The following is a 15169-nucleotide window of genomic DNA, read 5'->3' on the forward strand; positions in this document are numbered from 1 at the left end:
TGTTTAAAAAAATGAAGAAAATTTAAAGTAATATTGATTTTCGCACGTTTACTGGTTTATAAACAAAATTTAGTGCCAACAAACGAATCTCAAAATATCATTTCAACAGTTGCCGATTATGGCAAACGCTTATTCAGTTTCATCCGGGGAAGGGTGAATACGGATGAGGATGCGGAAGATATTTTACAGGATGTTTGGTACCAGTTAAGCAACCAGCCCGAAGCCGGAGCAATTGAGCAAATAGGCGGCTGGCTTTACCGTGTAGCCAGAAACAAAATCACCGACCGTTACCGTAAGCAAAAAGATGTACTCATAGAAGATTTAAGCTATGAAGATGAGGAGGGAGAACTCAATTTCAGGGAGATTTTACTCGCCGAATCCTACTCGCCTGAACAGGAAAGTTTAAAAAAACTATTTTGGGACCAGTTATTTTTAGCTCTTGAAGAGTTACCCGAAAACCAGCGTTATGTTTTTGTACAAAACGAATTAGAAGACCGAACTTTTCAGGAACTGGCCGATGAAACTGGCGAAAACATTAAAACTTTAATATCAAGAAAGGGTTACGCAGTTAAACATTTGCGTAGCCGTTTACAAAATTTATATCAGGAATTTATAAACTATTAATTTTGCAGGAAATGAGAAACAGAAAGTTCAGTAAAGGCAAAAAGTTCATTTTCTTTTTACCCGTTGTGGCGCTTATTGCTACGGCATTGGGATACGTAGTAATGTATTTATGGAACTGGATTTTACCGGAAGTTGCACATACAGGCCGGTTAAATTTCTGGCAGGCTTTAGGGCTGCTTGTTTTATGCCGTTTGCTTTTTGGTAACTTTAATAAAGGTGGCGGAGGGAACAACCGTTTCCGTGAAAAAGCGAGGGCAATGCGGTCTAAATGGGATAGCATGAACGATGAAGAACGTGCAAAGTTTAAGGAAGAATACCGACGCAGATGCGGTGGCTGGGGCCATCGTAAAGAATAATTTAGAGCCAGTTTTTAACTGGCTTTTTTTATTTTAACGGATAACGCTATATGCTTCAAGTACTAATTCACTAAGCTAAAATCACGTTTAATGCTTAGTCCTTATACTCCTATAAATACATTACTTGTTAAGGTTATCCAGGTAATATCCTATTAGATTTCTAAGGTTCTGAGGTGGTTAAAATATTTTTTCAAATTATTTAAAGTAAAAATAAATCTTCTCCGTCTACCCTATTAACCAATAAGAAATTACAAAATGAAACAACTCATAAAAACAATAGGATTCGGGATCGCACTTGGTGCAGCCGCCTTCTTTATACCATTTATATTCAAATTTATTTTTGCCATTGTAATGATTGGCTTAATATTCAGGGTTCTTTTCAGAGGTAGAAGACACCGTCGCTTTGCACATCGGTTTCAGGAGTTTAGCCAACAATATTCGCCAATAGTTCCAATCGACAATCAATGGTATAAACCCAATGTTCAAGGAAATGGCCCGGTTCAAAACATTAACGTAAATTATTAAAGCCATGAAAGCATTTAGAATATTATTAGCACTTGCAGTGGCGGTTGCTACTTTTTACAGCCTTAATGTACTGGCGGTTCAAAATGGTTATCCCGACAGGCTGGATTTCAAAAACAGGCATTACCATGAGCAAGATTGTAACCGTGAAAAGGAAAGAAACCACAGTTTTAGTCATCATGGCAGAAAAGTAGCCGATACTTCAACATCACCTATCGACAGCACAAATATTAAGTAATCTTATGTCACAGGTTTTATTTTTAAGCACTCCGTCGCAAAACGAGGTTAGCCCTATTTTAAACTTAGCCGGCGAATTAATTACACGTGGAGAGAAGGTAACTTTTTTCAGCTCTGATGAGTTTAAGCAACCCATCGAAACGATTGGTGCCGACTTTAAAGCCTATAATACAGATTTGGATGTGTTTAACAGAAAAGTAAGCGACAAACCAAAATCGGGCCTAATTACCGCTTTGCTGGAACCAATAAAGTTTATTGATGATATCGTAGAACAGATAAAAGGTTTAAAATTCGATTATGCCGTTTTTTCGCCTGCTTATCCCTACGCTAATATCATTACCCAAATGCTTGGGATTCCGAAAAAAGAATATGGAATTTCAAGCTAAATAAAATTGGCTAGAGCCAATAGAAAACAAATTTAATAACAATTAAAATTAAGAAAATGTACAACGAAAATAGATGTCATTCAGGCAAAATGCACCACGCATGGAGAGAAAGAGGTAGAGGATTTGGTTATCAACATGGAAAATTTGCACGCCATGCTGAAGAACTATTCGGTCGCGGTTTTAGACGCGTACCTGCGAACATTGAAGAAACAGATGAAAATTACATCATCCACTTATTTGCTCCGGCATTGATTAAAGAGCACTTAAAAGTAGTAACCAAAGATGATGTTTTAACGATTTCTTACAGCCCGAAAGAAGAAACGGAAACCGCTGAAAAATTTAGCAGAAGAGAATATAGCAATGGTGCTTTTGAAAGAGCCTTTGCCTTAAATGGAAAAGTGTTAAGTGAAAACATTTCAGCTAAATATGCTGATGGGATTCTGAAAATTACTTTACCAAAAAATCCCGAAACGAATATACCTGCAAAAGATATTGCAGTAAACTAAGTTTTGTATATTATAATTTCAGCTGCCCCTAATTGCTTGCAATTAGGGGCTTTTTTGTTTTTACTATTACCATATTCAAATTCCTGTTTGCTATTCGTTGTATTTTGAGGTACTTTTGCTAAAAGACATAAACATAACAGATTGAATTTTAACGACTTTAATTTTAACCCCGACTTACACGAAGGCTTAATGGCCATGGGGTATAAAAGCGCTACTCCGATACAACAACAAGCTATTCCTGTAATTTTAGATAACCACGACCTTATTGCCTGCGCTCAAACCGGAACCGGAAAAACAGCAAGTTATCTTTTACCAGTAATGGAAAAGATTAGCAAGGCAACCGACAGGCATAATAATACCTTAATTTTAGCTCCCACAAGAGAGCTTGCCCAACAAATTGATTTACAAGTTGAAGCACTCGCTTATTTCACAAACATAAGTTCGCTGGCAGTTTATGGTGGCGGCGATGGTATTGCCTACGAACAACAAAAACGATCGATGCGTGAAGGCGTTGATATTATAATTGCAACGCCAGGCCGTTTAATGGCCCATTTATCATCAGGTGTGTTAAAACTTGAACATCTGCAGCACCTTATTTTAGATGAAGCCGACAGAATGCTGGATATGGGTTTTTATGATGACATTATGCGCATTGTAAGTTATTTGCCAAAGAAAAGACAGACCCTCCTGTTTTCGGCAACAATGGCCCCCAAGATTAGAAAAATGGCGGGCGCTATTTTGAATCATCCGCAGCAAATTACCATAGCTATTGCTAAACCAGCCGAAGGCATTGACCAACAAGCCTATAATATTCACGATCAGCAAAAACAGGCGCTATTAAGTGATATTTTTAAAGCAGGGACTTACAAAAGTGCAATCATTTTTGCTTCGACAAAAGAGAAAGTTAAGGCCTTGTACAAAACATTCAGAAGCCTGGGTATTAAATCTGAAGCTTTTCATTCGGATTTAGGACAGAAGGAACGGGAAGATATTTTACTTGCATTTAAAAACAAAAGGCTGCCCATCATAATTGGAACTGATGTTTTATCGCGGGGAATTGATGTTGAAGGCGTTGATTTGGTTATTAACTACGATGTTCCGGGCGACCCGGCTGATTATGTACACCGCATTGGCAGGACCGCAAGAGCAGCAACTAAAGGAACAGCCATAACATTGGTTAACGGGCGAGACAAAAGGAAATTCGAGAATATCGAGAAACTTATTGAAAAAGAAGTACCCCGGATAGCTTTGCCTGAACATATTGCCACAATGGAAATTACAGCTATTGAAGAAAAGAGGCCTCACCATAATGGCAACAACCGCAAGAAAAAGGTTTGGCATAAGAAAAAACCGAAACCCACAAATCCAGGTTAAAAGATATCAAACGCCAATAATATCCTTCATTGGCGTTTTTCTTTTATCATTATCTTTGTAAATCTCCATGGCAAATTTCATTTTAATCGGTTTATGTATCCTTGCAGGAATCCTGTTTAGAAAAAGTAAAACCTTACCTAAAGATGCTCATAAAGGAATCAATGCCTGGATTATCTACATTGCTTTGCCGGCAGTATCGTTTAAATACCTCCCTCACATTACCTGGACAAAAGACTTACTTTTTCCTGCTGTTGCCCCGGTTGCTGTGTGGTTGCTCGGTTGGCTTTTTGTTACCGCTTATTCAAAATTTAACAAAATTAGCCGGGCGACTTCGGGCGGTTTAAAGCTGGTAAGCTCGCTCAGCAATACATCATTTATAGGCTTTCCTTTAATCATCGCTTATTTCAGCGAAAAGGAACTTGGTATTGCAATAATATGCGATCAGATAACATTCACATTATTATCCACCATTGGAATAATTGTGGCCATTCGTTCATCGCAACAGCAAAAACTGAGTGCAAAGCTGGTTTTTAAAAAGGTGCTTACCTTCCCGCCACTGATAGGTTGTGTTTTAGCACTTGTTCTGCCTAAATACCTCAACTTATCTCCACTGGCTAACTTATTTGATAAACTTGCCGGGACTGTTGGGCCTTTGGCCTTATTTTCAATTGGCTTACAATTAAGGTTTGGCGGATGGTTTAACGAAATAAAGCACATCAGTTTTGCATTACTTTATAAATTGATTTTAGCACCCGCAGCCATTCTGCTGATTGCGCTGCTTTTGGGCCTAAGCGGTACAATTACGCAAATAACGATTTTCGAAATGGCAATGCCAACCTTACTTACGGCGGGAGTTGTTGCCGACCAGTATAATTTAAATCCTAAAGTCTCAAATCTCGTGGTTGGAATCGGGATTTTACTTTCTTTTATTACAACGGGCTTTTGGTGGTTCATATTGAACTATTCAGGGTTGGTTTAGTTGTAACCGCAAAGGCGCAAAGTTTTCTGCAAAGAACACAAAGGCTTCCCAATTAGATAAAAAAACCTATCATAAAATACCCAAATTATCAGCTTTAATAGATAAAGTTTTCTTGGATGAGCTAAGGTTTCTTAGGTAGTGAAAACCAAACTAACACTCAGGCAGACTTATCGGAATATTTGTAGCCAAACCACCATCCGATGTTTCCTTGTATTTAGCATTCATATCCAAAGCGGTTTCCCACATGGTGTTAACAACTGCGTCTAAACTTACTTTGGCTTTATCCGGGTTGCTTTGCAATGCTAGCTGACTTGCTGTAATTGCTTTGATGGCGCCCATGGTATTTCTTTCAATACATGGAATTTGCACAAGTCCACCGATTGGATCGCAGGTTAAACCCAGGTGATGCTCCATTGCAATTTCTGCAGCCATTAATACCTGCCGCTGAGAGCCGCCAAGGCACTCGGTTAAAGCTGCCGCAGCCATTGCTGAAGAAACGCCGATTTCTGCCTGGCAACCACCCATGGCTGCCGAAATTGTTGCTCCTTTTTTAAAAATACTTCCTATTTCTGATGCACAGGCAATAAACTGGGTAATTTTATCTTCATGGTAACCGTCGCAAAACGTAATAAAATATTGCAGCACCGCTGGGATTACACCTGCAGCGCCATTGGTAGGGGCAGTAACCACACGGCCAAAAGAAGCATTTTCTTCATTTACAGCCAGGGCAAAGCAACTCACCCAATCCAGAATATAATTAAATCCGTTTCCACCTCTTCTAATGGCCTCAACCCACGATGAATAATCATTGTATTCGCTCTTACCTATTAATCTTTTATTTAACGGGAAAGCTCTTCGGGCAACATCTAATCCGCCCGGTAAAAAACCAGTAGTATGGCAGCCCCTGTAAATACAATCTCTCATTACGGCAAAATGTTGCAGAATACCGGCTTTGGTTCCTGCTTCCGGTCGCCAGGCCAGTTCATTCTCCATTACAATTTCGCTCACTTTTAAACCTGTTGATAAGCACCAGTGCAGTAGCTCTTTCGCCTTATCAATTGGAAAAGGTAAATCTACCTGAGGCTTTAGACTATTATCTTCCCCTTCTTTTACAACAAACCCACCACCTATTGAATAGTAAGTCTCAGAAAAGGCTTTACCATTTGACAAAAGCGCCTGAAAAGTAACCGCATTGGGGTGGAAAGGCAAACTTTCAGCAAAAAGAAAAAGTAAATCACTGTTGTAATCGAAATCGATAACTAAACTTCCAGCCAGATTAAGTTTTTTATCCTGCTGAATGGCCTCGAAAGTTGGCGTTACCGCATCAACATCAAAGGTTACCGGATCGGCACCCGTTAAACCCAATAAAATAGCCACATCAGTTCCGTGGCCTTTACCTGTTTTAGCAAGCGAGCCATAAAGTAATATTTTTACCATCTCCACATCACTTAAAAGGTTATTCTCTCCTAAGGAAGCCGTAAATTGCTGCGCAGCACGCCACGGCCCAAGTGTATGTGAACTTGAAGGACCAATACCAATTTTAAAAATATCGAAAACTGAAATTTGTTCTTTAATCATGAAGAAAGTTAGTTATACAAAGCTATGATTTGTTTTCAGGATTTCAGCTAAATTAATTTCTGGAAACTGATGAAATATTTTATCTTACAACAAATATAATAACGCTCAAAAATGGATTTTAACACTAACTATGAAGAACAAGATCTTGAATATTGCCGTGCTGGCACTAGTTTAAGATTTATTAACTATATCATCGATATTATTTTCTTTTACTTCCTGATGTTTTGCCTTGGAATAGTGATTGGACTGCTTAAACCGGATCTACTCCAACTCTTTGATAATGGAATTTCTGGCCGTTTACTCAGTTTACTTTTTTACGGTATCGTAATGTCATTTACTGAAGGGATGTCTAATGGTAAATCTATCGGTAAACTCATTACGAAAACAAAAGCCGTAAACCTGGACGGTAGTGACCTTAATTTTGCACAAGCATTTAGGAGAAACATTATCCGGTCGATTCCTTTCAATGCACTCAGCGCATTTGGAACGCCATGTAATCCGTGGCACGACAGGTTATCTGACTCTATGGTAATAGAGGAAAAGAAACTGGCATTGCAAGCAAAGAAAGCTGACTTATTTAATTCGGTTAGGAACAATACGGATTATTAAAAATCGAACTCAATAATATCATCATCTTTTAGCATTTGTTCTACAAATTTTTTGTGGTTTTTAGGTGTACCAGTTGCAATCCAGTTACCTGTAATAATGTTATTAACTAGTTGGTGCTTTCCCCGCTGTGGTTTAAGTTTATTCTCTCTGAAAACCTCTTCGTAGCTTTCTAAATCACCATGAGCATGTTGTTTTTTAACTATCCGGTAAACCCGTTTTGTAAATCTACGATCGCCAATTTCTTCTACAAAAGGGAAAATAATTAATGCTAACAACACTACGCCGGTTACACCAATGGCCTGTTCATAAAAACCCGATCCAACAGCCATTCCAATTGCTGCCACAATCCAGATAATGCAGGCGGTAGTAAGGCCCTTAACGCGGTTTTCTTCTTTAAAAATTACGCCTGCACCTAAAAAGCCGATTCCGGTAACAATATTCGATGCAATTCTATCCTGACTGGTTGCGCCGATTTTAATTGATAGTATGGTAAAAAGAGTTGCCCCCAAACCAATCATCATCATGGTTTTTAAACCCGCAGATTTACTCCTGTATTCGCGTTCGGCACCGATTAAACCACAAAGTAAGGTGGCCAGTAGAAATTTATTTACCTCACTCTGTGTTATAAAATGACTATTATCTAAAAGCTCGTTCATGGCCACTGGGTTTAACCAAGGCAAATTAATAAAAATCGTAACATCTTAGACCATTGGCACGGCCATAATTTGTACTGTTTGGCCAGTATTTTTCATAACCCAAGCCAATTTCTGACGTTCCGCCAGTGTTGGTATAATTTATTTTTGAAGTGGTAGCATCGTGGCTAATTCCAATCCTGAACTTTTCGCCATTTGTCCTCCTGTTGAAAATATCAAAAATCACAGAGAAAACTATCGCATCGTTTCCATTGGAATTTCCATCATTACGGTACCAGATTCCGGCATTTATACCTGCATATTTAAACTGCGTTCCAAAGCTGAACGACATAACATTTTGTTGTTTATAGGCTACGATTGATGGGATTAAATAAGTTCCGTCTCTATCGTACTGGTCGGGAATTAAGGCAAGTTTATAACTCAAATTACCAGAAATCCTCATTGGAAGTTTGGCCTGAAAGCCAGCCAGTGATTCATCAGGTCGGTTTAAATGATGTAAACCTAAACCAATCATAAAGTTTTTGTAAACAAGGTTACTTCCGGCGGCAGCATCAAAATAAAAACGACTATCTACATTCGGCCTTTCGGCTCCCGATATTATCCCCGGAATAATACCTGCTGTTACATCGATCTGATCGCCAAAAACCAGCTTATCCCAGTTTAATTTCTGATTGGTTATCCCCCCCTGCAAACCAAAAGAAAGTGTAAAATCATCTCCGCTGATAATGTAAGAATAGCTTAATGCCAGGTTATTTTTTTGCAGGTAAGCTGTTCCTTCGCTACTTCTGTTAAAAATTAATCCAACCCCGCTATTTAGCTTTTGTAAATTTAAATCAGCAGAAGCACTCATGTAAGAAAAATCGCCTGACAGTCCAGTCCATTGATTTCTGTATAAAGCATTTAACCTGATATCACCTTCAAACTGCCCTGTTAGCGCCGGGTTCAGGTAAATGGGTGCATTGTAAAACTGCGAATAAATATGGTCCTGGCCTAATGACAACAAAGGCAGTATCACCATCAACATAAATAAATTAATCCATCTGCCCATCATCATCTTATTAAATATATGTTACCGGTCTTTTTTGGAGGAGATGAATCATAAGTCATCCCTTTCCATTCGCCACCATTGATAAATTTCACTTCAATTTTCCAAAAATATACGCCTTGAGGCTGCTCCTGTCCATTATACCTTCCATCCCAACCTTCTAAAGGTGCTCCATCGTTTAGTTTAGTTGTTTCCCACAATACCTGTCCCCATTTATTAAAAACAGTCATTGTCCAGTTATCAATTCCACGACCTTTGGCTTTAAATGTTTGAAGTTCGCTTTTTTGACTGCCAGGCATAAAAGAATTCGGAACGTATAAAAATCCTGGAACGTCAAGTATGCGAACCGTTTGAACAGTTGTTGCCGAACAGCCTTCTTTATTAAAAATCTTAAGGGTTACCAGGTAATCGCCAACATTGGCATACGTATGTGTCGGATTTTGCAATCTCGATGTTGTTCCATCTCCAAAACTCCATTCCCAGCTTCCTGCTCCATTTAAGCTTGCATCCCTAAAGCTAAATGTGAAATTCGGAATGGATAGCTCATTGCCTGGTAGCACCGTAAAAATAGGTTGCGGTGGTGTTACCAGGTTAATATAGTTTGGAATAACTGATGTATTGCTGCAGCCCTGAAGGTTTCTTGCAGTAAGGCTCACGGTATAATTCATGGCCGCACCGGTATAGGTATGCTGAGGTTCAAATTCAGTAGAGGTTGTTCCATCACCAAAATCCCACAGGTAGCTTACAGCATTTTTGCTATTATTCTTAAACTTAATTACGGTACCAGTACAGCCAGTAGTTATATCAGAAGTGAAAGCCACGGTTGGCTGATCAAGGACAACAATTGTTTCGGTAGTGTAGGCGTTGGAACAATCATTGGAAGCATATAAAGTAACAAGGTACGAGCCAGGCTTTGTAAAGGTATGCTCAATCATTTCAGGTGCTGTGCTGGTAAGCGCCGAGCTTCCATCACCAAAATCGTAATAAAAAGTGCTTGCCCCCTTGCTGTTATTAAAAAAGCTAACCTTTAATGGTGCACATCCTCTTAGTTCATTAGCATTAACAACAAGTTCAGGAGTAATATTATTTGGCGACACCCTGATGGTATATTGCGATTGATTAACACCACAATCATTTATGGCAGTCATTTTAACAATGTAATCCTTAACGGCAATAGTTGTATAAGTGTGCGTTACGCTATTTTTATCTGTTGTTGTTAATGTTGTTCCATCTCCAAAATCGTAGATAAAGCTTGTATAGTTTCCTGGTGAGGTATTGCTGAAAGTTGCCGTAAAAGGTGAGCAACCTGCTGTTTTATCCGGAGAGAAAACTGAAATTGGCGCTGCCTTAACCAGTACTGTTGATGTTTTTGAAACTGTTCCGCATGCAGTAGTAACATCCAGCTTTATGGTGTAGGTGATGTCTCTTCCCAATGGATCAGGCTGGTATATAACTGTTGGAGGTGTGGCCAGGTTTGAGGTTGTCCCGTTGCCAAAATCCCACCTAAATGTTCCTGCCGTTTGCGAACTTGATGTATTAACAACGGTAAGGCTAAGCGGCCCACAGCCCTCAGTTACATTTTGTGTAAAGTTTGGCGTTACGGTTTGATAAGTAGAAAAAGTATGACTTATTTCGTCCGAACCGCAATTTGCTCCACTTGTAACCACTAATTTTATAACCACACTCGAGTTGTCAGAGGCGATGGTATAACCCGGAAAAGTTGCACCTGTACCGATCTGAACGTTGTCAGCAAACCAGGTAAACGTACTGTTTCTTCCCGGATAAAGACCTGCCGTAACATTTGATGCGGTTAGTGCAAATGGCGCACAGCCTTTGTCGTTTACGAAATTAATTTCGGCTTTCGCCGCCTGGTTAACGGTTATCGTTACGGTGTTACTCACGTTTTGAGGAGCTCCTGCACAAGCTCCGCTCGTTACCAGTCTACGATATAGAATTGTTGCCGTTGGTTGAGGCGGCGTATAATCTATTGCCGTTGCGCCACTAACATCTGTCCAGGTAGTTCCATTTAAACTCGATTGCCACTGGTAAGTAAATGTTGTACCATCACCTCCCGTTGGCACCGTCCCTGTTAATGGAGCAACAGTGTTTCCGCTACAAATTGATTGGTTTGCTGAAATGGTATTGTTTGCTATTGGAGGTAAAACATTTATTTGTAAAGGATTGCTATTAGAAACACAACCACTGGTTACCTGGCGTCGATAATAAATTGTGCCGCCCGGTGTTACAGTTAAATCTTTTGACGTTGCACCTGTTAAATTTACCCAGGTATTTCCGTCAGTACTGCTTTGCCATTGAAATGCGAATATCCCGTTTCCACCTGTAGGCACATCGCCGGTAATGGTTATGGTTTGACCTGAGCATATCGTTAGGTTTGAGGTACTGATATTATTTGTAATTGCTGCCGGATAACTGACAATAACATCATCCCAACTTCCCGGACAAGTTCCGCCGGTTATTGTCCATCTGAAAGTATATGAATTACCTGCAGAAATCCCTGTTACGGTAGTGTTATATTGTGAAGGGGCATCAATGGTTACCGCTGGCCCCGAAACCTGTGACCATATGCCTGAAAGATTGTTGTTTCCGGCGAGTGTAGTTTGATTACCGCTACAAATACCCAACTGATCCTGACCTGCATCTGCTCCCTGTACGGTAACCGTTTGAGGTGCAGAAAGAACGGGACCGCAGGTTCCCGAGGTAACACTTAATGTTACGCTATAAGTGCCTGCTGTTGTAAAATTAAATATCGGGTCTTTACTGGTTGCCGATGTACCACCAACAAATGGTACCGCAGGTGTTATTGTCCACAAATAAGTTGCCGTAGCGTTACAAGTATTATCGATTTCCGAGATATTTACAGGAGCCAGGGTATTTGGCGCACAAACTGTAGTTGCTGGCAGTGTAAAAATTGGCTTTGGTGGATCTTGAATACAGATTTCCTGCTCAACCGGGTCAGCATCGCAAGAACCGGAGCTTACCGATGTTAACCGAATTACATGACGACCCTTCGTTAAAAACTTATATACAAAATTGAATGACCGGGGTTTGTTTGCCTCAATTAAAACACCATCCACATACCAGTTATAAGTTACGGTATTCGGCGTACAACTTGCTGATGTTGTATTTGGATTTTCGCCCAGCAATGATGTATTTACAAAAGTAATATCGGTATTAATACAGGCTGGCGTACTAAAAGTAAACCGGTTTTCAGGTTTTACCACAACCTTAGCGTAAGCCAGTAAGGGCGAACCTAAATTGCCACAAAAATCATTGGCAACCCTAATGGTAACATCAAAAGCATTAAATACCGTACCGCTGCTTGTAGTTGACGAACGACCGCAAGAAGATCTTGTATAATCATGGCTAACCCTACCTCCGGCTTGCTGGATTTCGCAAAAGGTATAAGTCGTTGTTGTTCCATCACCCCAGTTAATCACATACCTGTCGCCAGGAAAATTATTCAAAATACCACTTTGAGTTAAATCAACAGCAAACTGATAATTGGCCAGTGGTAAGCAAACAGGATTGTTGTTAAGTGTTGCAAAAGCCGTTACAGCCTGATTATTTATAATCAGATATGCCTTTGTACCAACTGTTCCATCTGGCATAGTTGCCTTTGCAAAAATGGTATAATGCGCCAGCTGGGCAGTAAATGTTTTAGGCGCATCAAGGTTTAGGTTAGTTGTGGCTTTTGTTAGCTCGTTTGTGATATTTGCCGAAACAGTAGCTGTTGCGGTAGAACTGTTAGATAAGGCAAGTTCAAAATTATCGCGTGTTGTACAGGTACCAAATGTTTCCCTATTTGTAGTGTTAAGGTAGGTAGAAACAACACCTGCGGTTACTGCTGCACCAGCTTTAATTTCAAAAGGTGCTGAAACGGTACTGATAAAAGCCGGTGTCGTCGATTTTACCCGCACCATGTAATTGGTTCCTGCCGGTGTACCTGCCGGTATAATTCCGTTAACGTAGGTACTGTAGAAACCTGTATATGTTCCAATCAACCGTTCGGTGGCGAAACTTCCGCTTGCATCAGAAAGATAAAGCTGAAAAACATTTCCCTGGGTTATACAAGAGTTAGGCGCAATGGTAAAAGGTGCTGCAATTGTACTCCCGGGTGTATATGGACCAGGATCAACAGGGCCAATCGTTAAGGCCTGCGAATACGCGTAACTACCCATTAAAAAAAAGGCAGAAAAAACAATAACGATACGCGAAATCAGCCTACACCAGGTTTTCATAAATCTTCAACAATAGGGAATTGTTTTATAGAAGAAATTCAGCAAAGAAATACAACCTGCCTGCCATGACAAAGTCGGGAAGGGACAATAAAAACGTTAATTGTTAGGTAAATATTTAATCGATAGAGGTTTCTTCAAAATTGTTCAGTTGCGAATGTATGAAAACGATATAACGCTGTTAAAAATTTTACACGAACACCCAGGGGCTTTGTATCTTGTTTTTTACATAAATGCCTATTTCTAAAGCTTCTGACAACAAAAACCCCCCCAAAACCTTAGTTTTGAGGGATTTAATTTTACACGTAAGTTTATACGGGCGATTGATTACATCATGCCACCCATACCACCGCCACCCATTGGTGGGTGTGCAGAAGCACCAGCCTCTTCAGGCTCATCTGCTAATACAACTTCGGTAGTTAATAACATCGCTGCGATTGAAGCCGCGTTTTCAAGTGCTACACGAGAAACTTTAGTTGGGTCGATAACACCAGCGCCAATTAGGTTTTCATATACACCAGTACGGGCATTGTAACCGTAATCTGCTGTTCCTTCTTTTACTTTCTGAACCACGATAGAACCTTCAATACCTGCGTTTTCGCAAATCTGACGTAAAGGCTCTTCAATTGCACGACGGATGATCTGGATACCAGTATTTTCATCTTCGTTAGTACCTTTTAAATCAGCTAAAGATGCAACCGCACGGATGAAAGCAACACCACCACCAGCAACAATACCTTCTTCTACAGCTGCACGTGTAGCGTGTAAAGCATCATCAACACGGTCTTTTTTCTCTTTCATCTCAACTTCAGATGCAGCGCCAACGTAAAGAACAGCAACACCACCAGCTAATTTAGCTAAACGCTCCTGTAATTTTTCCTTATCGTAATCAGATGTAGTTGTTTCAATTTGAGCTTTAATCTGGTTAACACGTGCTTTAATATCTTCAGCATTACCAGCACCGTTAATTACAGTTGTATTGTCTTTATCAACAACAACTTTCTCTGCCGAACCTAAATAAGATAAATCAGCATTCTCTAATTTATAACCTCTTTCTTCTGAAATTACTGTACCGCCAGTTAAAATAGCGATGTCTTCTAACATTGCTTTTCTTCTGTCGCCAAAACCTGGTGCTTTAACAGCAGCAACTTTTAACGACCCACGGATTTTGTTCACTACCAAAGTAGCTAAAGCTTCGCCATCTAAATCCTCAGAAATGATTACCAATGGTTTACCTGTTTGAACAGTTTTCTCTAAAACCGGCAACAATTCTTTCATGTTGCTGATTTTTTTATCGTAGATTAAAATGAAAGGATTATCTAATTCAGCTTCCATTTTATCAGCATTGGTTACAAAGTATGGAGATAAATAACCTCTGTCGAACTGCATACCTTCAACTGTTTTAACTTCAGTTTCAGTACCTTTTGCCTCTTCAACAGTAATAACACCATCTTTACCAACTTTACCCATTGCCTCAGCAATAAGCGATCCGATTACTTCATCGTTATTTGCCGAGATTGAAGCAACTTGTTTAATTTTATTGTTGTCTTCACCAACCGTTTGCGATTGTGTTTTTAAGTTTTCAACAACTGCAGCAACCGCTTTGTCGATACCACGTTTCAAATCCATTGGATTTGCACCCGCAGCAACGTTTTTAATACCTGCTGTAACAATTGCCTGCGCTAAAACAGTAGCAGTAGTAGTACCATCACCAGCAATATCTGCTGTTTTTGAAGCCACTTCTTTAACCATCTGCGCACCCATGTTCTCAACAGCATCTTTTAATTCGATTTCTTTAGCAACCGAAACACCATCTTTAGTGATCGCCGGAGAACCAAATTTTTTATCGATAATTACGTTACGTCCTTTCGGGCCTAAAGTTACTTTTACTGCATTCGCTAAGATATCAACACCTCTTTTCAGGGCGTCACGTGCTTCCACGTTATATTTTACTTGTTTTGACATTTTAAAGGTTGTTTTAAAGTTTTAATGTTGGAAAGCTGAAACATTTCAACCATCCGCTTTATATAACATTGCAACATTT

The 15169-nt window shown here is 39.7% G+C and carries 14 protein-coding genes; 9 read left to right on the plus strand and 5 right to left on the minus strand.

Going from position 1 to position 15169, the window contains the following annotated elements; all coding sequences use genetic code 11:
• The first annotated feature begins 72 nt into the window (after nt 1-72).
• The 8 genes from R2R71_RS05625 to R2R71_RS05660 all read left to right on the plus strand — a co-directional run bounded on the left by R2R71_RS05625 (nt 73) and on the right by R2R71_RS05660 (nt 4984).
• Nucleotides 73-624, plus strand: coding sequence for an RNA polymerase sigma factor (locus R2R71_RS05625; protein ID WP_316830277.1), 552 nt, complete (start codon nt 73-75; stop codon nt 622-624).
• 11 nt (nt 625-635) lie between these two features.
• A complete protein-coding gene (locus R2R71_RS05630) occupies nt 636-980 on the plus strand; it encodes a hypothetical protein (protein WP_316830278.1) in 345 nt (114 codons plus the stop codon).
• 255 nt (nt 981-1235) lie between these two features.
• Nucleotides 1236-1505 carry a hypothetical protein gene (locus tag R2R71_RS05635; RefSeq protein ID WP_316830279.1) on the plus strand — a complete coding sequence of 90 codons (270 nt, stop codon included), beginning with the start codon at nt 1236-1238 and terminating at the stop codon, nt 1503-1505.
• Between the two features lie 4 nt (nt 1506-1509).
• The gene (locus R2R71_RS05640; RefSeq protein ID WP_316830280.1) at nt 1510-1740 is read left to right on the plus strand and encodes a hypothetical protein; all 231 of its coding nucleotides are present in this window, start codon (nt 1510-1512) and stop codon (nt 1738-1740) included.
• Nucleotides 1741-1744: 4 nt separating this feature from the next.
• Nucleotides 1745-2125 (plus strand): hypothetical protein, encoded by a 381-nt coding sequence (locus R2R71_RS05645; protein WP_316830281.1) that lies wholly within the window; start codon nt 1745-1747, stop codon nt 2123-2125.
• Between the two features lie 56 nt (nt 2126-2181).
• Complete coding sequence (locus tag R2R71_RS05650) at nt 2182-2631, plus strand: Hsp20/alpha crystallin family protein (RefSeq protein WP_316830282.1); 450 nt, start codon at nt 2182-2184, stop codon at nt 2629-2631.
• Between the two features lie 141 nt (nt 2632-2772).
• Complete coding sequence (locus R2R71_RS05655) at nt 2773-4005, plus strand: DEAD/DEAH box helicase (protein ID WP_316830283.1); 1233 nt, start codon at nt 2773-2775, stop codon at nt 4003-4005.
• 67 nt (nt 4006-4072) lie between these two features.
• Nucleotides 4073-4984: an AEC family transporter gene (locus tag R2R71_RS05660; protein ID WP_316830284.1), complete on the plus strand. Its 912-nt coding sequence runs from the start codon at nt 4073-4075 to the stop codon at nt 4982-4984.
• Between the two features lie 150 nt (nt 4985-5134).
• On the opposite strand, the gene R2R71_RS05665 is transcribed toward R2R71_RS05660, so the two are convergent.
• A complete protein-coding gene (locus R2R71_RS05665; RefSeq protein WP_316830285.1) occupies nt 5135-6562 on the minus strand; it encodes an L-serine ammonia-lyase in 1428 nt (475 codons plus the stop codon).
• 111 nt (nt 6563-6673) lie between these two features.
• Between R2R71_RS05665 and R2R71_RS05670 the strand changes: the two genes are divergently transcribed.
• Nucleotides 6674-7171: an RDD family protein gene (locus R2R71_RS05670; protein ID WP_316830286.1), complete on the plus strand. Its 498-nt coding sequence runs from the start codon at nt 6674-6676 to the stop codon at nt 7169-7171.
• Here the strand turns inward: R2R71_RS05670 and R2R71_RS05675 are convergent.
• The 4 genes from R2R71_RS05675 to groL all read right to left on the minus strand — a co-directional run bounded on the left by R2R71_RS05675 (nt 7168) and on the right by groL (nt 15090).
• Nucleotides 7168-7827 carry an MgtC/SapB family protein gene (locus R2R71_RS05675; RefSeq protein ID WP_316830287.1) on the minus strand — a complete coding sequence of 220 codons (660 nt, stop codon included), beginning with the start codon at nt 7825-7827 and terminating at the stop codon, nt 7168-7170. The two genes, R2R71_RS05670 and R2R71_RS05675, sit on opposite strands and share 4 nt — an antisense overlap.
• 25 nt (nt 7828-7852) lie before the next feature.
• On the minus strand, nt 7853-8878 hold the full coding sequence (locus tag R2R71_RS05680; protein WP_316830288.1) for a PorP/SprF family type IX secretion system membrane protein: 1026 nt from the start codon (nt 8876-8878) through the stop codon (nt 7853-7855).
• Nucleotides 8875-13128 carry a PKD domain-containing protein gene (locus R2R71_RS05685; RefSeq protein ID WP_316830289.1) on the minus strand — a complete coding sequence of 1418 codons (4254 nt, stop codon included), beginning with the start codon at nt 13126-13128 and terminating at the stop codon, nt 8875-8877. The genes R2R71_RS05680 and R2R71_RS05685 overlap by 4 nt, the downstream gene beginning before the upstream one ends.
• Before the next feature lie 324 nt (nt 13129-13452).
• A complete protein-coding gene (gene groL / locus R2R71_RS05690) occupies nt 13453-15090 on the minus strand; it encodes a chaperonin GroEL (protein WP_316830290.1) in 1638 nt (545 codons plus the stop codon).
• Nucleotides 15091-15169: the final 79 nt, after the last annotated feature.

This window comes from Pedobacter aquatilis (assembly GCF_032678405.1).
In the GTDB taxonomy this organism is placed as follows: Bacteria; Bacteroidota; Bacteroidia; order Sphingobacteriales; family Sphingobacteriaceae; genus Pedobacter; species Pedobacter aquatilis_A.